The 22,282-nt window shown below is 73.4% G+C and carries 17 protein-coding genes and 1 pseudogene; 4 read left to right on the top strand and 14 right to left on the bottom strand.

Features of this window, described 5'->3' with window-relative positions; translation table 11 throughout:
* Positions 1-452 precede the first annotated feature (452 nt).
* A complete protein-coding gene (locus ACFRAR_RS11615) occupies positions 453-1,046 on the bottom strand; it encodes a TetR/AcrR family transcriptional regulator (RefSeq protein WP_380697342.1) in 594 nt (197 codons plus the stop codon).
* A gap of 105 nt (positions 1,047-1,151) precedes the next feature.
* On the opposite strand from ACFRAR_RS11615, the gene ACFRAR_RS11610 reads away from it, so the two are divergent.
* Both ACFRAR_RS11610 and ACFRAR_RS11605 read left to right on the top strand, forming a co-directional pair.
* On the top strand, positions 1,152-2,897 hold the full coding sequence (locus ACFRAR_RS11610) for an amidohydrolase (RefSeq protein WP_380697340.1): 1,746 nt from the start codon (positions 1,152-1,154) through the stop codon (positions 2,895-2,897).
* Positions 2,894-3,469: pseudogene (locus ACFRAR_RS11605) on the top strand (M20 family metallopeptidase); the annotation flags it as partial. The gene ACFRAR_RS11610 and the pseudogene ACFRAR_RS11605, both read left to right, overlap by 4 nt.
* Before the next feature lie 208 nt (positions 3,470-3,677).
* On the opposite strand, the gene ACFRAR_RS11600 reads toward ACFRAR_RS11605, so the two are convergent.
* The 12 genes from ACFRAR_RS11600 to ACFRAR_RS11545 all read right to left on the bottom strand — a co-directional run bounded on the left by ACFRAR_RS11600 (position 3,678) and on the right by ACFRAR_RS11545 (position 17,870).
* Positions 3,678-5,708, bottom strand: coding sequence for a hypothetical protein (locus tag ACFRAR_RS11600; RefSeq protein ID WP_380697338.1), 2,031 nt, complete (start codon positions 5,706-5,708; stop codon positions 3,678-3,680).
* Between the two features lie 4 nt (positions 5,709-5,712).
* Positions 5,713-7,146 carry a TIR domain-containing protein gene (locus ACFRAR_RS11595; RefSeq protein ID WP_380697336.1) on the bottom strand — a complete coding sequence of 478 codons (1,434 nt, stop codon included), beginning with the start codon at positions 7,144-7,146 and terminating at the stop codon, positions 5,713-5,715.
* A complete protein-coding gene (locus tag ACFRAR_RS11590) occupies positions 7,143-7,718 on the bottom strand; it encodes a toll/interleukin-1 receptor domain-containing protein (protein WP_380697334.1) in 576 nt (191 codons plus the stop codon). The genes ACFRAR_RS11595 and ACFRAR_RS11590 overlap by 4 nt, the downstream gene beginning before the upstream one ends.
* A 450-nt stretch (positions 7,719-8,168) precedes the next feature.
* Positions 8,169-8,906: a dienelactone hydrolase family protein gene (locus tag ACFRAR_RS11585; protein WP_380697332.1), complete on the bottom strand. Its 738-nt coding sequence runs from the start codon at positions 8,904-8,906 to the stop codon at positions 8,169-8,171.
* A 169-nt stretch (positions 8,907-9,075) separates the two neighbouring features.
* Entirely contained in the window at positions 9,076-10,164 is a 1,089-nt protein-coding gene (locus tag ACFRAR_RS11580) for a glycerate kinase (protein ID WP_380697330.1), read from the bottom strand.
* Entirely contained in the window at positions 10,161-11,015 is an 855-nt protein-coding gene (locus ACFRAR_RS11575; protein ID WP_380697328.1) for a sugar phosphate isomerase/epimerase family protein, read from the bottom strand. Before ACFRAR_RS11575 ends, ACFRAR_RS11580 begins: the two co-directional genes overlap by 4 nt.
* A complete protein-coding gene (locus tag ACFRAR_RS11570; protein ID WP_380697326.1) occupies positions 11,012-12,160 on the bottom strand; it encodes a dihydrodipicolinate synthase family protein in 1,149 nt (382 codons plus the stop codon). The genes ACFRAR_RS11575 and ACFRAR_RS11570 overlap by 4 nt, the downstream gene beginning before the upstream one ends.
* Before the next feature lie 99 nt (positions 12,161-12,259).
* Complete coding sequence (locus ACFRAR_RS11565; RefSeq protein ID WP_380697324.1) at positions 12,260-13,411, bottom strand: Gfo/Idh/MocA family protein; 1,152 nt, start codon at positions 13,409-13,411, stop codon at positions 12,260-12,262.
* Between the two features lie 145 nt (positions 13,412-13,556).
* A complete protein-coding gene (locus ACFRAR_RS11560) occupies positions 13,557-14,537 on the bottom strand; it encodes a hydroxyacid dehydrogenase (RefSeq protein ID WP_380697394.1) in 981 nt (326 codons plus the stop codon).
* Between the two features lie 140 nt (positions 14,538-14,677).
* Entirely contained in the window at positions 14,678-15,583 is a 906-nt protein-coding gene (locus ACFRAR_RS11555) for a carbohydrate ABC transporter permease (protein WP_380697322.1), read from the bottom strand.
* A complete protein-coding gene (locus tag ACFRAR_RS11550; protein ID WP_380697320.1) occupies positions 15,580-16,521 on the bottom strand; it encodes a carbohydrate ABC transporter permease in 942 nt (313 codons plus the stop codon). Before ACFRAR_RS11550 ends, ACFRAR_RS11555 begins: the two co-directional genes overlap by 4 nt.
* Positions 16,518-17,870 (bottom strand): ABC transporter substrate-binding protein, encoded by a 1,353-nt coding sequence (locus tag ACFRAR_RS11545; protein ID WP_380697318.1) that lies wholly within the window; start codon positions 17,868-17,870, stop codon positions 16,518-16,520. Before ACFRAR_RS11545 ends, ACFRAR_RS11550 begins: the two co-directional genes overlap by 4 nt.
* Positions 17,871-18,193: 323 nt before the next feature.
* Between ACFRAR_RS11545 and ACFRAR_RS11540 the strand changes: the two genes are divergently transcribed.
* Together ACFRAR_RS11540 and ACFRAR_RS11535 are read left to right on the top strand one after the other, a co-directional pair.
* A complete protein-coding gene (locus ACFRAR_RS11540) occupies positions 18,194-20,122 on the top strand; it encodes a DUF2264 domain-containing protein (protein WP_380697316.1) in 1,929 nt (642 codons plus the stop codon).
* 6 nt (positions 20,123-20,128) lie between these two features.
* Positions 20,129-20,911, top strand: a complete 783-nt coding sequence (locus tag ACFRAR_RS11535) for a sugar phosphate isomerase/epimerase family protein (RefSeq protein ID WP_380697314.1) — start codon at positions 20,129-20,131, stop codon at positions 20,909-20,911.
* 36 nt (positions 20,912-20,947) lie between these two features.
* On the opposite strand, the gene ACFRAR_RS11530 is transcribed toward ACFRAR_RS11535, so the two are convergent.
* Complete coding sequence (locus ACFRAR_RS11530; protein WP_380697312.1) at positions 20,948-22,063, bottom strand: substrate-binding domain-containing protein; 1,116 nt, start codon at positions 22,061-22,063, stop codon at positions 20,948-20,950.
* Positions 22,064-22,282: the final 219 nt, after the last annotated feature.

Raw genomic sequence — 22,282 nt, 5'->3', positions numbered from 1 at the left:
TGTCCATCCCGACCAGGCCCGGGCCGGCTGCGCCCACTCCACCCCGTGCTCGGTGCCGGCCATGGGGCAGCAGAGGGGACAGGGGTGAGGGCCGCCCTTGTCCTGCCGGCCCTCGAAGCTGTGGTGCGGGTCGGATGCCGCTCAACCGGAGTTCACGCCGGTCAAGACCGCCTGTCAATCGGTCAAGGTCACCTGTCAAAGGACATGGGCACCGGACACGGGCACCGCCACCGACCTGCGGTCGCTCATGCGTCGCGAGACGGGCGTCACGCCGTCGGCCGTCGGAATACAAGCGCCGGTTCGGGCCCGAGGCACGCTGACGGCCGGGACGCCGGCCCGGTTCGCGCACAGCAGCCGATCCGCCGGGACGCGGGAGGAGCGCGGCGTTCGCGGACCGGCCACCGGGAGCCATAGGTCCCGCCACCGGCAGGCAGGTCGGCTCGACCCGGTGTTCAGCCCTCCGGGAAGAACCGTTCGACGGCCGGTCGCAGCCGGGTCGTTTCGAAGTCGTCGGTGGGAAGCGCGAGTTGTTCCAGGAGCAGACCGTTGATGATGGTCAGCAGGTCCGCGGCATCGGCCTCGGGGGCCGTGGACCCGGCCCCGCGCAGTTCGCCGGCGAAGGCCGCCCGCTGGGCGACTCCCCAGGCGTCGAGGGTGGCCTGGAGCTGGGGGCGGCGGGCGGCTTCCAGGAAGAACTCGTACCGGGCGATGCCGGAGTCCCGGTCGCGGGCCAGGGATCCGGTCACGTACCGCACGATGCGGGTGATCCGCTGCGGAACGTCGACGTTCGGCAACCGGTGGAACAGCGCGTGCACCTCCTCGATCTGCCGGGTGGCCAGACGCCGCATGGCTTCGTCGAGCAACTGGTCGAGGGTGCCGAAGTAGTAGCGGGCGATGCCGTGGGTGGTGCCCGCCTCCGCCGCGATCGCCCGGTGGGTCAGGGCGCGCGCGCCTTCCCGTGCCAGCAGCCGGGTCGCGGCGTCCAGGAGGGCTTCGCGGCGGGCGAGCCCTCGGTCCATCTGCGGCTCACGCGCGGGCGTTGTCACGGAGCTCATCGTACCGGCGTGGGCGGCGAGCGATTTTCTCCATATGGAGAAAACCTCTGCTACGGTCAACCCATCAGGCACCACCGTCGATTACGGAGGAACGCTGTGACCAGCACGATCATCACAGGCGGGCGGGTGCGCACCCTCGATCCGAGCGCACCCGAGGCCGAGGCACTGGTCCTGTCCGGCGGGCGCGTGCTCGCCGCGGGTGACCGGGACGACATGGTGCGGGCGGCGGGGCCCGGCGCCCGCACCATCGACGCCGAGGGCGGCGTGGCCATGCCCGGCCTGATCGACACCCACCCGCACGTCGCGCACTTCGGGATGCTCGCGGGCGGACTCGTCGACCTCACCGACGCCGTCGACCACGCGGACATCGTGGCGCGCATCCGGGCCAAGGCCGCGACCACGCCGCCGGGGGAGTGGATCATGTGCACCCCGGTCGGCGAGCCGCACTACTTCATCCGCCGCTCGGAACGGGACCTGGCCGAACGGCGCCTGCCCGACCGGTGGACCCTCGACGCGGCGACCGACACCCACCCCGTCCTGATCCAGGCATGGGCGCCGCGCATGCCCAACGTGGTCGCCTTCAACAGCGCGGGCCTGCGCGCCGTCGGGCTCACCGCCTTCATCCCCGACCGGGTCTGCGACGTCGAGATCGACAAGAACGAGGCCGGCGACCTCACCGGGATCCTGCGCGGACCCGTCACCAACTACTACACCTACGACCCCTTCTGGGGTCAGATCCTCACCAAGCTGCCGAAGCTCAGCATGGCGAACGCCGTCGCCGGCACCACCGCGGAGCTGGCTCGCTACACGGCGCAGGGCGTGACCACCGTGTACGAGGGCCACGCGATGGAGCCGGAGCACATCGGGCTCTACCGGCACCTGCGCGCGACCGGCGCCCTGCCCCTGCGCGTGCAGGCGACGCTGGACGTCGAGTCGGTCATCTTCCACCCGTTCGACCCCCTGTCGCACGAGGAATTCGCCGACCGCCTCGAACAGTTCGCCGCCCAGACAGCCGACGGCGGCGACGACGTGCTGCGGCTCGACGGGCTCACCCTCAGCCCCGGCGGCCCCTGCTTCTCGGGCCACTTCGCGACCTACGAGTCCTACCAGGACCCCTTCGGCCGCCCCACCCGCGGCAATCGGTTCGTGTCCCTGGAGAAGGAGGAGACCTTCGTCAGGTTCTGCGCCGCCAACGGCATCCGGGCGAACCTGTGCGTCGGCTCCTACCGCGAGCACGACGACTTCCTCGACATCGCGGAACGCGTCGTGCGGGAGCACGACTTCCGCGACCGGCGCTGGATCCTCCAGCACGCCATGACGATCACGTCGCAACAGGCCCGCCGCTACGCGGACCTCGGCTTCCAGGTCACCACCAGCGCCGGATTCGCCTGGGGCAAGGGCACGATGTACGGCGAGCGCATGGGCACCCACGTCTGGCGCGACCTCGAACCGCTGCGCCGTCTCCTCGACACCGGGCTCGACCTGGCGGGCGGCTCGGACTGGGGCCCGAAGAACCCGTGGGAGCAGATCGAACTGGCGCAGACCCACCGCTTCGCGGGCAGCGACCACCGCAACGACGGGCCTGACCAGAAGCTCACGCGCATCGAGGCGCTGCGCATGTGGACGACGGGGGCGGCGAAGGTGCTCGGCTGGTCCGGGATCGGCTCGCTCACACCGGGAAACCACGCCGACATCGCGATCGTCGACCGCGATCCGGTGACCTGCCCGGAGGACGACCTCCCCGGAACCAGGGTGCTGCGCACGCTGGTGGGCGGCCGGACCGTCCACGACAGCGGCGAGCTCTCCGGTCCGGCCGAGGAGACGCCGGCAGTGACCTCATGAGACCCGACGCCACGGATCGGGTGCTCGCCCGCATTGACGGCATGCGCGAGGAGATGGTGGCCACGCTCGCCGAGGCCGTCTCCATCCGCAGCGTCAACCCGACCTATCCGGACCAGGACCACGACGAACCGGTCGGAGGCGAGACGGAGGTCTCCCGGCTGCTGGCACGGCAGTACCGGCAGGCCGGCGCGGAGACCGAGCTGTTCGGCGAGGTACCCGGCCGGGACAACGTGGTCGGTGTGCTGCGCGGCGGTGGCGGCGGGCGCTCGCTGATCTTCAACGGCCATGTCGACGTCGTACCGGCGGACGACTCCGCGCGCTGGTCCCACGACCCCTTCACGGCGTTCACCGACGACACCCACGTCTGGGGCCGGGGAACGGTGGACATGAAGAGCGGACTGGTCGTCCAGGCCTTCGCCGCCAGAGCACTCACCGAGACCGGGACACGCCTGCGCGGCGACCTGGTCCTGCAGGGCGTGGTCGGCGAGGAGAACCTCGAACACCACCTGGGAACCTCCGCCGTCCTGGACCGCGGCCACACCGCCGACGGGGCGATCGTCGCCGAGCCCACCGGCGCCGACCGGCCGTTGACCGTCATGCCGGCCACCCCCGGCGTACTCGCCCCGGCCTTTCGGCCAGGACCATCGTCCGCACATCCTCGGTGGCCGACTCGAACTCGACCTCGCCACCCTCTCTCTACGGCAGGGGGTTTCGGAAGCCCACACCCGCACGTCCACAGAGGCCGTGCGGTGTGGTCGGCGCCTGAGCCTGCATCGCGTCTCACTCCCTCTTCCCGCCCTCCTTGCCCTCCGCCTCGGGCAGCGCGGGCCGCTCCGCGCCCTCGATCCCGGTCCCCCCGCGCAGGTTCTGCATCCGGTCCATCAACGCCTCAAGACGGCTGATCGGCAGCGTTTCGAGGAACGCCGAGAGATCGCCCCCGCTGAGGAACTGCGGAACGGGTGCCTGGGCGATTTCCCTGAGCATCTTGAGCACCATGACGTTCTCCAGGCCGAGGGACTCGATCTCGGCCTCCAGCGGCAGCCTCAGACGCCGCCGCTCCGCTTCCACCCGCACCTTGTCGATCGCGTCCTCGCGTTCCGCGTTCTCCAGTTGCAGCGCGAGCTTCTCGCTCTCCATCTCCTCGTTGGCCGTCCGCTTGAGCATCTCGTTGAGCGTCTCGTCCTCGGCCCGGAACTCGCCCAGGTGGGTGCGCGCGGCCTCCACCCCCCAGTCACGGAGTTCGTTCTCCACCAGGGTGGCGAGTTCGAGCCGGTTCTCCCGGTAGTTCTTCACGAACTCCAGCACGGTCGACGCGGTGGCGATCTGGTTGAAGTACGAGGTGACGATGGGACCCAGGACGCGTTGCACGAAGCGCTGGACGGGCAGCCGGTTGGGGTCGAGGCCACCGATGTCCGAGATCAGGGCTCCGCCGTTCCTCCGGACCAGTCCGGGAGCGGACTGGGCGGGAATCCGGATGACCTGCTTCACATCCACGAACAGCCGGTAGCCCTGCACGGTGACCGTGATCCTCCCCAGGTGCACGTCGTAGTTGTCCTGCTTCTCGGGCGTCTTCTCGTCCCACTCCAGGACGAGGAGGTTCGTCGGGATCAGCATGACGCGGACGAAGTACGGGTTGAGCGCGGAGACCGTTCCCCCGCTCAGGGTTTCCTCCTGCACCCCCCGTCGGCCACCGTTGCGCAGGAACACCCAGGGCAGGTGAAACCCCTGATGGCCCGGCACATGCGGCCCCGCCTGGTCGTCCTTCCCCGGATTCGCGCCGTCGAGCGTGATCACCACGCCGGTCCGGTCGGCGGGAATGGAGATCAGCTTCAGGTGCCTTGCTTCCAGCGGTCCGCCGCGTGCCGCCACATTGTGCGTGCTGATGACGTCGAACAGGGCCGGGTTGATGTCGTAGTAGGCACCGCCCTGGAGAACGGCGAGCTGCTTGCCCTGCTGACCGCCGCCGGCGAGGAACCGTTCGCCGTCCTGGAAGTCGTCGCACTCCACATGAGGACCGAAGAGCGCCCCGGGCGGCCGGTTCCCGCCGGCCTTCGCGTCGACCAGGCCGATGGTGCCCGCCGGGATGTGTACCCGGTCCACCAACCTCACCTGGAACAGCTCCGTGTTGATGGAGTAGGACTGTCCACCTGCGAGCACGCCGACCTGTGCGCCCTGTTCCCCGCCGTTCAGCAGGAAGTTCACACCGTCCTGGAAGTCGTCGCAGGGGACCGGCAGTGCCAGCGCCCGGCTCCCCGGCCGGGTCCGGCCCGCCTTCGCCGTGACCAGACCGATCTTGCCCTCCGGCACCTGCGTCCGGGGGACGATCCGGACCTCGTGGACGAACGGTGTCATCCAGTGGCGCCCGGGCAGGAGCGTGCGGGCGAGAACCCCGTGGGTGTCGTGCGGGGTGACCAGCGGGAAATCCGGATGGGTCGCGCCGGTCCGGCGCCGCACGATGCCGATGTGGCCGGGTGGCACGTAAAAGAGGCTGGTCCGGCTGATGATACCGGAGACCACCAGGAGGAGCAGGACGACGACGACGATACCCATTTTCCATACCTCTGCAGCGGTGATGTAGACCAGGAGGACGAGGAGCAGACAGCCCTTGGGGGAATCGGGCTTCTCCTTCCTGCTCTTCTCCTTGAGCGTGTCCGTCTTCCGCGAGACGCGGGGGTAGAGAGCCAGGATGCCGAAGACGTTCACCGACGCTTGGATGTAGAGCGCCAGTTGATCGTCGATAGCCCGCGAGCACAGCGCGGCCAGGCACCCGGTCAGGTAGATCGCCAGATCCACCCGGTCCGCCCACTTCACCGGCTCACCTCCTGTCCCCTCTGCGCAGGTGCACGGCCAGAACCGTGGAAGTCCACTCGTCGTACCAGTGGTTGAACGGCTCGTTCTGCGGATTGCGCAGCGTCGGGTAGTACGCGCCGCGGGGGCCGGGCCCCGCCCGCTCCGTCAACTCGTGGTAGAAGCGCGGCACCAGCGCGTCGGCGGAGCTGCGCCAGCCGCAGGCAACCGACAGCGCGAGGAAGTCCGCGTGCCGGTTGCCGCGCACCGCGGCCCGTTCCGCCTGGGCGCTCCAGCCTTGCCGTCCGTGGGTGTGGTCGGCCCACATGCCGTCGACGCGGGCCAGGACCTCGGCGGGGATCCGGCGCGCGTGGCGGGTGCCCAGCCAGCCCTCGTCGAGACGGCCGGCCGCCTCCAGCACGATGGCGGTGGTCTGGAGGTCCGCGTGCACGAAGTTGTGCTCGGCGAGATAGCCGTCGAGGCGTTTGAGGGAGACGGCCTCCGGCACCCGCACCGCCTGCACCGCGGGCCGCTGGAGCGGAGCCGGGAACAGGGAGGACATCTCGTCCGGCGAGCTGCCGTTGCGGGAGGCGGTGTCGATGTCCCGCAGCCGCCCGAGCTCCGCCGTGCTCAGCAGCCGGCCGTCCCGGGCGTCGGCGTACCAGGTGTGTGCCAGGAGGTAGTTGCGCTGCCCGTCGAGCAGGACCGGGAAGAAGGGGCGCTGGTGGTGCATCGCCTCCAGGATCATGTCCGTGATGTCGTCGGAGTCCTGGGAATGCGGTGACATCAGCACGATCACGGCCGTCGCGAAGTCCAGTTGCTGGCGCCTCACCCAGACATGCGAGTCCCCGGCCCTCAGGTCCGCGACCGACCAGACCCGCAGTCCGGCTCCTCTCACCTGGTCGGCGAGCGCGTGGGCGTACGCCGTGTCGGCCTTGTCGTAGCAGAGGACGACAGCGGGCCGGTCCGGCGGCACCAGGGGCCGGGGCGGCGAAGGCTGGGCCGACGCGATGTTCTCCGGGTGTCCCGGTGCGACGGATCCGCCGGGACCGTGCCGGACGCTCTCGCCGCGGATGGTGGCGACAAGTTCGTCGACCTTCCGCTCGTAGTCGGCGGCGTCCGGGGTCCTGAAGTCGCGCCAGACCCGGCTCGCGGCCAGGGGCGGGAGAGGGGCGTCCCCGATCAGCAGCGGAATGAGCCGCAGCTGCCGCCGCGCTCCGGCCGTGACCAGGGCCGCGTACTCCTCGCGGGCCCAGGGCGAGGTGCGCGAGGCCGGGCTGATGATGACCAGGGCACACCCGGCGTCCTCGATCGCGGCCTCGGTGTAGTGCACGCCCACGTCACCGGGCAGCACGTCCCACTCGTCGAAGAGGACGGTCAGGGCGCTCTGCCCGAGACGGGCTGCCAGCGCCCTCGCCCAGTCGGCGTCCTCCCTGGCGTAGGAGAGGAGCACATGGGTCATACGGCTTCGCCCGGCGGCCGTACCGCCCGCACCAGCGCGGCGAGGCTCGCGTCGTAGGGCGCACTGCCGGGATTCCGCAGGTCCGCGGGCCGGCGGATCCTGGCGAAGGGCGGCAGCTCCACGTCGTCCACGAGCACGGGGATGAACCGCCGTCCACCGGTGTGCACGCGCTGGAGCAGCACCGCGTACTCGTCGCGGATCGCGGCGTTGTTCATCGTCGCGCTGCTGAAGAGCAGGATCCCGTTGGCCGTGACGCGCAGGGCCGCTTCCTTCTCCAGGCTCTCCACCAGACCCGGGCCGATCCACTCGGCCAGAAAGACCCGCAGCCCTTCGGCACGCAACCGGGTGGCAAGGGTCTGCGCCGCCTCGGCGTCCACCTCTGCGTAGGAGACGAACGCGTCGTACCTGTCGCCGGGTTCGGCGGCGCCATCGGGGGCGGGTTTCACCGCGGGCGGGGGAGCCGGAGGACGCCGCAGCCGTGACAGCCGCTCACGCACATCGAGTCCGGTCGAGAGCACGGTGGCCCCGGCCGTGAGCAAGGCGGCGGCTGCGCCACCGATGGCGATCGCCAATTCCCATGACCCCATGAGCTGAGGCTAGCCCCTCATCCAGGAGCCGCCGGTGCTTTTGCCATTACTGAGCGTCTTCGAGGTGGCCGCCGACCCGGTCCGGTGATGGTTGGGCGAGGTCGCAACGGGGGAGACGGTCCGGGCAGGTCGATCGAGGCGTCCGACGTCTCAACGACGTTGCTTGAAAGCTTTATTGATCATCCGTCATGCTGCGGCCGACCTGCCCCGGACACTCGCGGAGTGGGCGCCATGCTCATCGTCACCCGTAAGAGTGGCCGGCGCCACGAGTGCCGCCCGTCTCGCTGTGTGATGGTGGTACCGGTGTACCCGCGCGAACACGTCACCCCGGCGAAGACCGCCGCCTGGTTCGGGATCCCGCGAAGGCCGTACCAACGGCCCAGGGACACTAGGACGAGCGATCGTCGTGGCCCGGCGCCAGGCCGGCTGCCCGGGTCATGCCCCCGGAGCCTCCGTCACGGGCAGGCACTCGGCGAGCAGGTCGACGACGTCGCGCCAGGCCCGCTGCGCGTGCCGTGGGTGGTAGCCGACGCCGGGGACCGTGGGGTGGTCGACCGTGGGGTGGTGGAAGGCGTGCAAGGCGCCGCCGTAGACCGTGAGGCGCCAGTCGACGCCTGCAGCCTGCATCTCGGCGGTGAACGCGTTCCGTTGCGCGGGCGGCATGATCGGGTCTTCCGACCCGACCCCGGCCCACACCGGGCAGCGAATGCGCGCCGCCTCGCCCGGCCGGCCCGTGGTAGTTGCGTTGACCGTCCCGATCGCGCGCAGGTCGGCGCCGTCGCGCCCGAGTTCCAGCCCGACGGCGCCCCCGGTGCCGTAGCCGACGACGGCGATCCGGTCGGGGTCGGTCCGCGGTTCGGCGCGCAGCACGTCGAGCGCGGCATGGCCGATGCCCCGCATCCGGTCCGGATCGGCGAGCAGCGGCAGGCACCGGGCCAGCATCTCCTCGGGGTCGCTCAGGTAGCGCCCGCCGTGGAGGTCGAAGGCCAACGCTACGTATCCCAGTTCGGCGAGAGCGTCGGCCCGGCGGCGCTCGACGTTGCTGAGCCCCGTGCCCTCCGGTCCGAGCAGCACCGCGGGCCGGCGGTCGGCACCCGCCGGGAGAGCGAGGTGGCCGGTCATCGTCAAACCGTCCGCCGGGTATTCGACCGTGCGCGTCGTGATCGTCCTCATGGGATTGGACTGTAGTGATCGTCGAGCCCGGTCCGGCCGGTGTTCTGCCGCTGGCAGAACGGCGCGCGCCCGTCTGCGTGCCGACGGCTTCGGCAACGTCGACGTTGCCGAAGCCGTCGACGAAGCCGCCGAACTGAACAGGCCGGACCCGCGGACGTCGAAGGGGAGGTCAGCCGGCCGTCCGCGCGCGGGCCAGCTGTGCGCCGGCGGCGGTGAGCCAGTGGGCCGCCCGGTGGCGGGCGTCGGCCGGGTCGCCGGACAGCCCGGTGAGGGTGAGTGCGCCAGCGCCAGGGTCGGAGGCCTCCCCGGCGACGACCCGGGCGGGGACGCCGGCCCGCTCCGCGCGGGCGAGGACCTCGCCGACCGCCTTGCCGAGCAGGCTGGTGCGGTCGAACCGGCCCTCGCCGGTGATCACCAGGCCGGCCCCGGTGAGGGCTTCGTCGAGGCCGGTCAGCTCGGCGACCGCCGCCGCGCCGGGGACCATCCGCGCACCCCAGGCGGTCACCAGGCCGTAGGCGGTGCCGCCGGCCGCGCCGGAGCCGGGGAGGGCCGGGTCGCCCCCGAGCAGGTCGGCGAAGCGGCGCAGCCCCGCCTCCAGGACGGCGATCCGGGCCGGGTCGGCCCCCTTCTGCGGCCCGTAGACCGCGGCCGCCCCGCTGGGGCCGAGCAGCGGGTTGGTCACGTCGGTCAGCAGCCGGACACCGCCGGGCGGGGCGGCGCGCAGGGCGGTGCGGTCGAGCCGGGCGGCCCGGGTGAGGGCGCCGCCGCCGTCCGGGAGGTCGGCGCCGGTGTCGTCCAGCAGCCGCAGGCCGAGGGCGGCCAGCAGCCCGGCGCCGCCGTCGGTGGACGCGGAGCCGCCGAGCGCGACGGTCACCTGCCGCGCGCCGGCGTCCAGCGCGGCGGCGATGGTCTCGCCCGTGCCGCGGGTGCCGGCGGTGAGCGGGGCGAGGGCGTCGCCGAGCAGCGGCAGTCCGCCGGTGTCGGCGAGTTCGACCAGCGCGGTGCCGTCCGGCAGCAGCGCGTAGCGGCCGGTGACCGGCCCCCCGTCGGGGCCGGTGCAGTCGGGGACCGGGTGCGGGACGGCGCCGGGGAGGGCCGCCACGAGCGCGTCGAGGGTGCCCTCCCCGCCGTCGGCCATCGGACGGAGCAGCAGTTCGTCGTCCGGCCGCACCGAGCGCCAGCCGGCGGCCAGCGCCCGGGCGGCGTCCCGGGCGGTGACGGTGCCCTTGAAGGAGTCGGGCGCGACGATGACCCTCACGGCGAGGCCAGGTGCGTCAGGTGCCGCTCGATCAGGGTGCGCAGCGTCAGCTCGCCCGGGGTGTCCCAGATCTCCTGGTTGAAGATCTCGACCTCGATCCAGCCCTCGTACCCGGCGGCGGTGACCAGGTCGGTGAGGGCGCGGAAGTCGATGTGGCCGTCACCGACGTGGCCCCGGCCGAGCAGGGCGTCGGCGGGCAGCGGCAGGGTCCAGTCGCACACCTGGTAGGAGGCGATCCGGTCCTCTCGACCGGCGCGGGCGATCTGCTCGCGCAGCGCCGGGTCCCACCAGACGTGGTAGCTGTCGACGACGACGCCGACCTGCCGGGCGGGGTGCGGGGCGGCGAGGTCGAGCGCCTGGGCCAGGGTGGAGACCACCGCCCGGTCGGCGCAGAACATCGGGTGCAGTGGCTCGATCGCCAGTCGCACACCGAAGTCGCCCGCGTGCGGGGCGAGTTCGGCGAGCAGGTCGGCGACGGCGGCGCGGGCGCCGACCAGGTCGCGGCTGCCGGCCGGCAGGCCGCCGACGACCAGGACCAGGGTGTCGGTGCCGAGTTCGGCGGCCTCCTCGATGGCCTGGAGGTTGTCGGCGAGCGCGGCCCGGCGCCGCTCGGGGCCGTCGGCGGTGAGGAAGCCGCCCCGGCAGAGGCTGCTGACGGCGAGTCCGGCGTCCCGGCACAGCTTCGCGGAGCGGGTCAGGCCGGTCTCGGCGACCTTGTCGCGCCAGAGCCCGATGGCCGGGATGCCGGCGTCCACGCAGCCCCGCACGGCCTCCGGAAGGCTCCAGCCCCGGGTGGTGATCTGGTTGAGCGACAGCCTCGCGAGGCCGTTCGCCGGGCCGGCGCCGCTCATGCCGCCACCCCCGCGACGGCGAGCAGCCGGCGCATCCGGTCGGCCGCGAGATCCGGGTCGGGGAGCACCCCGGCGGCGTCCGCGAGCCGGAACAGTTCCACCAGGTGGGGCAGCGAACGCCCGCTCTGCGCACCGCCCACCATGGTGAAGTGGTCCTGGTGGCCCGCCAGCCAGGCGAGGAACACCACACCGGTCTTGTAGTGGAAGGTCGGCGCGGCGAACAGGTGCCGGGCCAGCGGCACGGTCGGCGCGAACAGCTCCTCGTAGCGGTCGAGGTCGCCCTCGTCGAGCGCCCGCAGCGCCGCCGCGGCGGTGGCCGCGATCGGGTCGAAGACGCCCAGCAGGGCGTGGCTGTGGCCGTGTTCGTCGCCGCGGATCAGCTCGGGGTAGTGGAAGTCGTCGCCCGTGTACATCCGCACGCCGGCCGGCAGCGCGCGGCGCAGGGCGATCTCCCGGTCGGCGTCCAGCAGGGAGATCTTGATGCCCTCGATCCGGTCGGCGTGCGCGCCGATCAGCTCCAGCACGGTCGCGGCGGCCGTGTCGAGGTCGGCGGAGCCCCAGTAGCCGGCCAGCGCCGGGTCGAACATCTCGCCGAGCCAGTGCAGCAGCACCGGCCGCTCGGAGGCGGCGATCAGCCTGCCGTAGACCTCCAGGTAGTCCTCCGGGCCGCGCGCGGCGGCGGCCAGGGCGCGGCTGGCCATCAGGATCGGCTGCGCGCCGGCCTCCTGGACGACGGTCAGCTGCTCCTCGTAGGCGGCCCGGACGGCGTCCAGCGGGTGGGGGCCGGGAGCGAGCTGGTCGGTGCCGACGCCGCAGGCCAGCAGGCCGCCGCAGGCGCGGGCCGCGGCCCCGGAGCGGGTGATCAGTTCGCGGGTGGCCGGCCAGTCGAGGCCCATGCCGCGCTGGGCGGTGTCCATCGCGTCGGCCACGCCGAGGCCCAGCGACCACAGGTGCCGGCGGAAGGCGAGGGTGGCGTCCCAGTCGACGGCGGCGGGTGCGCCGGGGGCGTTGTCGCCCAGCGGGTCGGCGACCACGTGGGCGGCGGCGAAGGCCGTCCGCGAGCGGGCGGGGGCGGGCGGGGCGGGCAGGACGGCGGGCTCGCGCAGCCGGAGCCGGCCGTGGCCGGGCAGGTCGATCTCGGTCATGGTGTCAGCGCATTCGTCTCGTCGGCGGGCGGCTGCGGGGCGGTCGGTACCCCGGGGGCCGGGTGCTCGGTGGCCGGCCGGGATGCGGCCGGCGGGCCGTCACAGGGACAGCTCGGGGACGTCCATCCGGCGTCCCTCGCGGGCGGAGCGCAGGCCGAGTTCGGCGAGCTGCACGCCCTTGGCACCCTCCAGCAGGTCCCAGTGGTACGGGGAGCCGGTGGTCACGTGGCGCAGGAAGAGCTCCCACTGCGCCTTGAACCCGTTGTCGAACTCCTCGTTGTCCGGCACCCGCTGCCACTGCGCGCGGAACGGCTCGGTCGCCGGCAGGTCCGGGTTCCAGACCGGCTTGGGGGTGGCCGCGCGGTGCTGGAAGCGGCACTCGCGCAGCCCGGCGACCGCGCTGCCCTCCGTGCCGTCGACCTGGAACTCCACCAGTTCGTCGCGGTCCACCCGGACCGCCCAGGAGGAGTTGATCTGGGCGGTGATGCCGCCCTCCAGCTCGAAGACGCCGTAGGCGGCGTCGTCGGCGGTGGCCCGGTAGACCTGCCCGCGCTCGTCGGTCCGCTCGGGGATGTGGGTGGCGGTGTGCGCGTACACCGAGCGGACGGGGGCGATGATGCCGTCCAGCACGTAGCGCCAGTGCGGGAACATGTCGAGGACCATGCCGCCGCCGTCCTCGGCGCGGTAGTTCCAGGACGGCCGCTGGGCCTGCTGCCAGTCGCCCTCGAAGACCCAGTAGCCGAACTCGCCGCGCACGGAGAGGATCCGGCCGAAGAAGCCGCCGTCCACCAGCCGCTTGAGCTTGCGCAGGCCGGGGAGGAAGAGCTTGTCCTGGACGGCGCCGTTGCACACCCCGGCGTCGCGGGCGAGGCGGGCGAGGTCGAGCGCGGCCTCCAGCGACTCGGCGGTGGGCTTCTCGGTGTAGATGTGCTTGCCGGCGGCGATCGCGGTGCGCAGCGCGGTCTCCCTGGCGGGGGTGACCTGGGCGTCGAAGTAGATCTCGGCGAGCGGGTGGGCGAGGGCCTCGTCGAGCGAGGTGGTCCAGTGGGTGAGGCCGTGCCGGTCGGCGAGGTCCTTGAGCTTGTCGGCGCTGCGGCCGACCAGGATCGGCTCGGGCCACAGCGTGTCGCCGTCGTCGAGCGGCAGGCCGCCCTGGTCGCGGATGGCCAGGATGGAGCGGACCAGGTGCTGGCGGTAGCCCATCCGGCCGGTGACGCCGTTCATGACGATGCCGATCACCCTGCGGGGCATGGGGTTCTCCGATTCGTTGCTGGTGCGGGGAGCACGTGGTGCGAGGGGCGTGCTGTGAGGGGGCGTGCTGCGAGGGACGTGCTGAGAGGGACGTGCTGAGAGGAGCATGCTGCGGGGCCGCGCGGCACAGGGGCGCGGCGCGGCATCACGCGGTGCGGTGTTCGTCCTCGGCGAGGACGGGGTGGGCGAACGGGTGCCCGGCGGTGTAGCGGGCGAGCTCGTCGGCGGCGGCGGCCGCCATCCGGTGCAGCTCGCCGCCGAGCGAGCCGGCCACGTGGGGGGTGAGGAAGACGTTCGGCAGCTCGTAGAGCGGGGAGTCGGCGGGCAGCACCTCCGGCTCGGTGACGTCGATGACGGCGTCGAGGCGTCCGGAGGCGGCCTCGCGCACCAGTGCTTCCTGGTCGACCAGGGAGCCGCGCGAGGTGTTGACCAGGGTGGCGCCGTCGCGCATCAGGGCGAGCCGGCGGCCGTCGATCAGGTGCCGGGTGGCCGGCAGTTCGGGGGCGTGCACGCTCACCACGTCGGAGGCCGCGCAGAGTTCGTCCATCTCCACGGAGCGGGCGCCGAGCCGGGCGGCCTCGGCGGGGTCGACGTACGGGTCGTGCAGCAGCAGGTCCAGGTCGTGGGGGCGCAGCAGTTCCATCACCCGCCGGCCGATCCGGGAGGCGCCGACGATGCCGACGGTGCGCCGGTAGTTGCCGGCCGCGGCGTACGCCAGCTGCCAGTCGTACGGGGCGCGGCGGCGCCGGTACTCCTCACGGATCGGCAGCAGCCGCTTGTTGGCGAGCAGGACGACGGCGACGGTGTACTCGGCGACCGGCAGGGCGTTGGCCCAGGCCGCGGAGGTGACCTGCACGCCGCGGCGCCAGCAGGCCTCGGTGACGTGGTGCTTGACCGAGCCGGCGGCGTGGATGACGGCGCTCAGCCGCGGGGCGGCGGCCAGCACCTCCTCGTCTATCGGCGGGCAGCCCCAGCTGGAGACGATCACCTCGGCGTCGGCGAGCGCGGCGCGGGCCTCGGGGGTGGTGAAGTCGTCCAGGACGAGCGCCGGGTCGAGGTCGGCCAGGGCGGTGAGCCGGGCCATGGTGTGCGGGTCGATCAGGCGCCCGGCGAGCTCGCGGTGCATGGCGAGGACGGCGCGGGGGCGGCGGGCGGGCCGGCCGTCGGGCACGGTGGTCTCCCGGTCGGGCGTAGGGGCGGTCACGGTCATGGCGGTGGTGCCGGTCTCGGTGGTGGTGCCGGTCTCGGCGGTGGCGGGGTTCGGGTTCACTTGACGCTCCCCGCGGTCAGACCGGCCTTCCAGTGCCGCTGGAGCAGCACGAACGCGAGCACCAGCGGCACGACGGCGAGCAGCGAGCCGGTGATGACCAGCGGGTAGTACTCGGGGAAGGCCTTGGTCTGGGCGTTCCAGCTGAACAGGCCGAGGCTGACCGGGAAGAGCCGGTTGTCGGAGAGCATCACCAGCGGCAGGAAGAAGTTGTTCCAGATGGCGGTGAACTGGAACAGCAGCACGGTGACGAAGCCGGGCATCACCATCCGCAGCCCGATCGACCAGAAGGTCCGCAGCTCCCCGGCGCCGTCCATCCGGGCGGCCTCCAGGACCTCGTTCGGCACGTAGCCGGCGCAGAACACCCGGGCCAGGTAGACGCCGAAGGGGTTGACCAGCGAGGGCAGGAAGACCGCCCAGAAGGTGTTGACGATGCCGAGCTCGGAGGCCAGCAGGTACATCGGCAGTGCGAGCGCCGTGGTGGGCACCAGCACGCCCAGCAGCACCAGGCCGAACACCTTCTCCTTGCCGGGGAAGCGGTAGACGTGGAAGGCGTAGCCGGCCGCGACGCACACCAGCGCGCACAGCAGCGAGCCGATCCCGGCGTACAGCAGCGAGTTCAGGTACCAGCGGAAGTAGATGCCGTCGCCGGTGGTGGCCAGGTCGTGCAGGTTCTGGCCGAGCCGGAAGTTGTCGGCGTTCAGGGCGTTCCCGCCGAGCAGGTCGGCGGTGTTCTTGGCAGAGGCGGTGAGCAGCCAGCCGAGCGGCCACAGGGTGTAGACGGTGGCCAGGACCAGGGTGCCGTTGACGGCGGCCTTGGAGAGCGTCCAGGGGCGGCGCGGCCGGCCGGCCCGGGGTTCGCGGCGCGGCGGGGCGCCGCTGGGGCGGGTGGCGGTGGTGGTCATGCGTCGGCCTCCCGCCGGCGTTCGGTACGGCCCCGGGTGAGCCGGGTGACGGCGAAGGAGAGCCCCGCCGCGGCGAGGGCCAGCAGCACCGAGGCGGAAGCGGCGAGCCCGTAGTCGTGGCGTTCGAAGGCGGCCGTGTAGGCGTACATGTTCGGGGTCCAGGAAGAGGTGACGCCCGGTGAGGTGCCGTAGAGGATCATCGGCTCGGTGAACAGCTGGAGCGAGCCGATGACGGTGAACAGGCCGACCATGGCGATCGAGGGCCGGATCAGCGGCACCTTGATGTTCAGGGCGGTGCGCAGCGGTCCGGCGCCGTCGACGACGGCGGCCTCCAGCACCGAGCGGTCGATGGCCTGCAGCGCGGCGTAGAAGATGACCAGGTTGTAGCCGGTCCACTGCCACAGCGCCATGTTGACCACGGCGGGCAGCGGGTGGCCGAGCGGGTCGGGCTGGGTGCCCAGGGCCTCCAGCGCGTCCAGCACGGGGCTGATGCCGGGGGTGTAGAGGTACATCCACAGCAGCGCGGCGATGATTCCGGGCACGGCGTGCGGGATGAACAGCGCCAGCTGGAAGAAGCGCCGGGCGCGGGCCAGCGTGGAGTCCAGCAGCAGGGCCAGGACGAGCGCCAGACCGGTCATCAGCGGGATGTAGATCAGGCAGTACTGGGCGGCGGTCAGGAAGCCGTCCCGGAAGGCCGCGTCCGACAGTGCCCGGGTGTAGTTGCCGAGCCCGGTGAACACCGTCTCGGCGTCGCCGAAGCCGAGGCCGGAGCGGCGTTCGGTGAACAGGCTGAGCCGGATCGCGTAGCCGATCGGGATCAGCGTGCACGCGGTGAAGAGCAGGAGGAACGGGGCGAGCAGCACGGCCGGTGCCCCGTACCGCCCGCGTCGCCGCCCGGCGACGCGGGCGGTACGGCCGGGATGGGCGCCGGAGGTCACTGGGCGACCTTCAGTCCGCGGTTCTTGAACTCGGCGAGGGTGGCCTGCTGCGCGGTGTCGAGCGCCTGGTCGATGGTGCCGCTCTTGTCGGCGACCTTGCCGAAGGAGTCCTTCAGCGAGCCGTTGGTGAGGCCCATCGCCGGGCCCCAGGTCCAGCCCGGCTTGATCGACTTGGCGGCGTCCGAGTACAGGGCGTAGAGGTCCTGGCCGCCGTAGAAGTCGGTGTTGAAGGCCTGCTTGGCGACCGGCACCAGCTCGGTGGCGGCCGGGTAGGCGGAGGAGGTGCCGGAGGAGATCCGGGCCTTGAAGCCGTCGGCGGTGGTGGTCGCCCAGGTGGCGAACTCGACGGCGGCCTTGGCCTTCTTGCTGTCCTTGGACACGGCGAAGGTGGTGCCGCCGAGCATGCCGCTGGCGGGGGTGCCGTCCCAGCTGGGCATCGGCGCGGCCGCCCAGGTGCCGTTGACCTCCGGGGTGGTGCCGACGTTGGCCTTCAGGACGCCGCCGCCCCAGGTGGCGCCGAGGTAGCCGGCCGTCTCGCCCTTCTGCAGGGAGGCGGTCCACTGCTGGCTGAAGGACGGCATGACGCGCACGAGGTCCTCGTCGGCCAGCTTCTGCCAGTACTCGGAGACCTTGCGGGTCTCCGTCCCGGTCAGGTCGGCCTTCCAGGACTCGTCGGCGGCGGTGAACCAGTGGGCGCCGTTCTGCCAGGCCATCGCCTCGAGGGTGGTCGGGTCGTCGGGGAAGAAGGTGGCGATGCGGGTGTCGGGCTGGGCGGCCTTCAGCTGCTGCGCCGCGGTGCGGAACTCGTCCCAGGTCTTGGGGACGGTGATGCCGGCCTTGGCGAAGAGGTCCTTGCGGTAGTAGTAGACCTGGGGGGAGGCGTCCAGCGGCAGGGCCCAGGTCCGGCCGCCGAGCGAGGTGAGCTCGACGGCCTGCGGCAGGTACTTGGCCTTGAGGTCGCCGCCGACCAGCTTGCTGATGTCCTGGACGGCGCCCTGGCTGACGAAGTCCGGCAGCTGCGGGTACTCGACGTTGAAGACGTCGGGGGCGTTGCCCGCCTTCACCGCGTTGGAGAGCTTGGCGTAGCCGCCGGCCGCGCCGGCCGGGATCTCCTCGAAGGTGACCTGGATGTTCGGGTGGCTCGCGTTGAACGCGGCGACCACGTCCTTGGTGCCCTTCGCCCAGCCCCAGAAGGTCAGGCTGACCGGCTTGCCGTCGTCCGCGGCGGTGCTCGCCGCCCCGTCGCCGCTGCTGCCGCAGGCGGCCAGCAGGGTGACGCAGAGCGCGGCCGAGGTGGCCGCGGCGGCGGCGCGGAGGGCTCTGCGCCGGGAGAGGGGGGTCGAGCGCATCGGTGGGCTCCTTAGGACGAGGGTGCGCGGGGCCCGGAACGGTCGGCTCCGGCCGGGACTCGCAGGGTGGGGGCGATTGGCTGTCATCCTGAGCAGGTCGGCGATCGGAGTCAAGAGATTTGGATCAAATGATCTGACCTGATCGACCCGCCGGGCCCTCCGTGTCCCCGTCATGACCACCGGAAATGGCGAAAAATCGGGGCAACGGTCCGCCGTTGCGCCAACATCACAATCCGATCAAGCCGCTCATTTGATCGTGTCAGCTTGACGAATGATCAGGTGCTGCCTAGATTCCGGCTCACCACCCGATCACGGAGGACCTCATGCGCCTGCCCCCGGAGGACCGCGACCTCAGCCCGCACACCGGCTGGACCAGGGAGCACTGGGTGGCGGTCGCCGACGGCCTGCTGACCGCGGTCCGCCCCCACGCCAGTCCCGCCGGGGCGCTGATCGACCTGCCCGGCCCCCGCCCGAGCCGCTCCGGGCGCCGCTCCGACGGCCTGGAGGGCTTCGCCCGCACCTTCCTGCCCGCCGCCCTGCGGGTGGCCGGCGCGGGCGGCGCCGATCCGCACGGCCTGCTGGCGCACTACGCCGCCGGACTCGACGCCGGCACCCGCACCCCCACCGGCGAGCGCGACCTCGCCGACGGCGACCGCGAGTCCTGGCCGCTGATCACCGACCGGGGCCAGGCCATGGTCGAGGCCGCCTCCATCGCCTTCGCCCTGCGCCTGACCCGCCCCTGGCTCTGGGACCGGCTCTCCGGACCCGTCCGCGACCGGGTCGGCCGCTGGCTCGCCGACGCCCTGCACCGCGTGCCCAACGACAACAACTGGCAGCTCTTCCCGCTGTCCGTCGGCGGCTTCCTCGCCGAGGCCGGCATCGCCGAACCCGAGGCCCGCGCCGCCGTCCGCCGCGGGCTGGAGCACATCGACCGCTGGTACCTCGGCGACGGCTGGTACACCGACGGCCGCCCCCGCGCCTTCGACCACTACAACGGCTGGGCCCTGCACCTGTACCCCGTCCTGCACGCCCACCTCGCCAGCGACCGGACCCTGCGCGCCGAGTACGGCGAACGCCTCGCCGCCCACCTGGCCGGCTACGCCCACACCTTCGGCGCCGACGGCGCGCCCGTCCACCAGGGCCGCTCCCTCACCTACCGCTTCGCCGCCACCGCCCCGCTCTGGGCCGGGGCCCTGACCGGCCACACCCCGCTCGCCCCCGGCACCACCCGCCGCCTCGCCTCCGGAGCCCTGCGCCACTTCCTCGACCGCGGCGCCGTCGACGACCGGGGCCTGCTCACCCTCGGCTGGCACGGACCCGACCTCCGGCTCGTCCAGGACTACTCCGGCCCCGCCTCCCCGTACTGGGCCGGCAGCGCCTTCCTCGGCCTGCTGCTCCCGCCCGGCCACCCGGTGTGGACCGCGCCGGAGGCACTCGCGCCCGTCGAGGAGCGCGACACCGTCCTCGCCCTGCGCGGGCCCGGCTGGCTGGTGCAGTCCACCGCCGCCGACGGCCTGGTCCGGCTGCACAACCACGGCAGCGACGACCAGCCCGCCGACGCCGTGGGCCCCGACGACCCGTACTACGCGCGGCTCGCCCACTCCACCGCCACCGGGCCGGCCTTCGAGGGCCCCGCCGACAACCACCTCGCCCTGCTGACCGACGCCGGACCCACCGAACGCGGCCGCGTCCACCCGCTCGGCACCGGGCCCGGCTGGGCCGCCTCCCGCTGGCACCCGCGCGTCGGCGGCCGTGAACTGCCCGGCGTCACCGTCACCTCGCTCACCCTGGCCCACGGCGCCGAGGAGTTCCGGGCCCACCTGGTCACCGGCGGGCCGGCCGGCACCCCGGTCACCCAGACCGGCTGGGCCGTCGCGGGCACGCGCACCGAGCCGCACCGCGCCGGCGTCCGGGCGGACGGGCGGCTCGCCTCCGAACTGCACGCCCTACACGGCTTCACCGCCGCCGACAGCGTCCGGGTCCCCGGTGGCACCGCCTTCGGCCCCGAGGCGGCGCTGCCCCGGCTCACCGGCGAACTGCCCGCCACCGGCCCCACCCTGTTCGCCTGCGCCGCCCGCCTCACCGCCGTCCCCCAGCCGCCCGCCCTCGCCGGCACGCTCAGCCTGGAGGCGCGGCCGGACGAGCGGGATCCGCAGGCCGTCGAGCTGACCGTCCGCCCCGCCGGCGCCCCGGCCCTGCGGATCCGCCTGGCACCGGCCGCCGTCACCGTCCACCCCGCCGAAGGGGACTGAACCGCCGTGCCCCTCGCCCTCGCCACCCTCGGCCTGCCCGGGCTGCCGCTCGACCGGGCCGCCGCCCTCGCCGCCGAGCACGGCTGGCACGGCCTCGAACTGCGCTGCGCCGACGACCAGCCGGTCCGCCTCGCGCTGGACGCCGACGAACGCCGCCGCGCCGCCCGCCTGCTGTCCACCGCCGGGGTCCTCCCGCTGACCCTCGCCTCCTACGTCGGCGTCGCCGCGCCCGGGCCGGACGCGCCGGTGCTCGCCGCGCTGACCGTCCACCTGCGGCTGGCCGCCGACCTCGGCTGCCGCCACCTGCGGGTCTTCCCGCACGGCGGCCCCGGCCCGGCGGCCGAGGCCGACGAGCGCGCCGTCCGCCGCCTGCGCGCGGCGGCCCCGCGGGCGGCGGCCCTCGGCGTGCGGATCCTCGTCGAGACCCACGACTCCCACCGCGCCGGGGCAGCCCTGGCGCCACTGCTGAACCGGGTGGACCACCCCGCGGTCGGAGCGCTCTGGGACCTGCTGCACACCTGGCTGGCCGGCGAGACCCCGGCACAGACCCACCGCGCGCTCGGCCCCCACCTCGGCTACGCGCAGGTCAAGGACGTCGCCTCGGCGGACGACCTCACCCCGCTGCCGCTCGGCACGGGCGTGCTGCCGATCGCCGACTGCCTGCGCCTGCTGGCGCCCGGCACCTGGGCGGCCTGGGAGTACGAGGCCCCCTGGCACCCGCGTGCCGCGCCCCTGGCACCGCAGCTGGGCGGCGGGGCGCGCCACCTGTCCGCGCTGCTGGCGGGCTGAGGCCGCACACGGGCTTCTCCGGCGGGCGCCGCGCCCTCACCCCAGGAGCGCGGCGCCCGCCCGCGGGGCCGTCCGCTCGGCCCCGCAGGAGGCGCGCACGCGCAGGACCGGGAGCAGCGCCGTGCGGTGCACCGGCAGCTCGGCGCCCGCCGCCAGGCGGCGCAGCAGCAGGTCGACGGCCGCCGCGCCCACCGCGTGCTTGGGCGGGGCGACGGCGGTCAGCGGGGGCGCGGCGAGCGCGGCGAAGACGTCGTCGTAGGCGACCAGCGCCACGTCCGCGGGCACCGCCAGGCCGTGCGCGCGCAGCAGCGGCGCCAGCCGCAGCGCGTCCTGGTCGTTGTGGACGAGCACCGCCCGGGTCCCGGACCGCACGGCCTCGGCGATCCGCGCCACCAGTGGCTCGGGATCGGCCGGCAGGTCGCCGGGCCCGAGCATGTCCAGCGTCGGCAGGTCGGGCAGTCCGAGCAGCCGGGTGCCCTCCCGGTACCCGGCCCGCACCTCGGCGGCCGTCCAGGAGTCGCCGCGGGCGGCCAGCAGCACGCTCCCGTGGCCGAGCCCGGCCAGGTGGCGCAGGGCGCTCAGTACCCCGTGCCGGTGGTCGGAGGCCACGGTGTCCAGTCCGGACCCGGGGCCGTCCGGCGTGGGGGAGCGGCGCTCCACCAGCACGGCGGGCACCGGCAGGGCGTCCAGCCAGGCGTAGTCCTCGGCCGTCCGGCCCGGGACCAGCCCCGGGGCCAGCAGCAGGCCCTCGGCGCCGGACTCCAGCAGGCGTTCGGCCTGCAGCCGGTCGCCGCCCGCTCCGTACGGGGCGATGCCCAGGACCAGCCGGGCCCCGGCGGCCGCGGCGGCGGCCCGGGCCCCGGCGATCACCTCGTCGAAGTAGGAGCCGACCGAGGGCACCAACAGGCCGAGGGCGCGGCCCTCCCCGGGGCCGGGGGCGAGCGGCGGCCCGGCGCCGTCCGGGCGTTCCAGGGAGACGAAGCCGTGCGAGCGGGAGAGCCGGCCGGCGTCGGCGAGCGCGGCGACGTCCCGGCGGACCGTCACGGCCGGGATGCCCAGCCGGTCGGCCAGTTCCGTGAGGCGGACCCGCCCGCCGAGCTCGCCGACGGCCGACACGATCAGCCTGCGGCGCTCTTCCCCCGAGATGGCCATCCTGGCCTCCATCTGTCGTGCCCGCCGACGCGTCGTCCGGAAGCGGTCAGCCGATGATTTTCCGATCGAAGAGTATCGTTCGATCGAAAATTGATCAATAATGCCGATGATCGCCGATCGATTGACCGTGCGATCACAGAACTCCTAGGGTGACCACGGTGGCCGCCGCCGATCCGCCCGCAGCCACCCGCGCAGCCGTGCGCCCGGACCCACCGAGGT

This window comes from Kitasatospora sp. NPDC056651 (genome assembly GCF_042792155.1).
Classification (GTDB): Bacteria; Actinomycetota; Actinomycetes; order Streptomycetales; family Streptomycetaceae; genus Kitasatospora.
Note: the sequence above shows the minus strand (reverse complement) of the source record. Positions and strands in the feature narration are given on the sequence as shown.

Bases quoted from the DNA above. Each gene is read 5' to 3' on its own strand.
- ACFRAR_RS11595 (WP_380697336.1), bottom strand. From the start codon at position 7,146: ATGACCCATGTGCTCCTCTCCTACGCCAGGGAGGACGCCGACTGGGCG.
- ACFRAR_RS11585 (WP_380697332.1), bottom strand. From the start codon at position 8,906: ATGAGGACGATCACGACGCGCACGGTCGAATACCCGGCGGACGGTTTG.
- ACFRAR_RS11575 (WP_380697328.1), bottom strand. From the start codon at position 11,015: ATGAGCGGCGCCGGCCCGGCGAACGGCCTCGCGAGGCTGTCGCTCAAC.
- ACFRAR_RS11570 (WP_380697326.1), bottom strand. From the start codon at position 12,160: ATGACCGAGATCGACCTGCCCGGCCACGGCCGGCTCCGGCTGCGCGAG.
- ACFRAR_RS11565 (WP_380697324.1), bottom strand. From the start codon at position 13,411: ATGCCCCGCAGGGTGATCGGCATCGTCATGAACGGCGTCACCGGCCGG.
- ACFRAR_RS11560 (WP_380697394.1), bottom strand. From the start codon at position 14,537: ATGCACCGCGAGCTCGCCGGGCGCCTGATCGACCCGCACACCATGGCC.
- ACFRAR_RS11555 (WP_380697322.1), bottom strand. From the start codon at position 15,583: ATGACCACCACCGCCACCCGCCCCAGCGGCGCCCCGCCGCGCCGCGAA.
- ACFRAR_RS11545 (WP_380697318.1), bottom strand. From the start codon at position 17,870: ATGCGCTCGACCCCCCTCTCCCGGCGCAGAGCCCTCCGCGCCGCCGCC.
- ACFRAR_RS11540 (WP_380697316.1), top strand. From the start codon at position 18,194: ATGCGCCTGCCCCCGGAGGACCGCGACCTCAGCCCGCACACCGGCTGG.
- ACFRAR_RS11530 (WP_380697312.1), bottom strand. From the start codon at position 22,063: ATGGCCATCTCGGGGGAAGAGCGCCGCAGGCTGATCGTGTCGGCCGTC.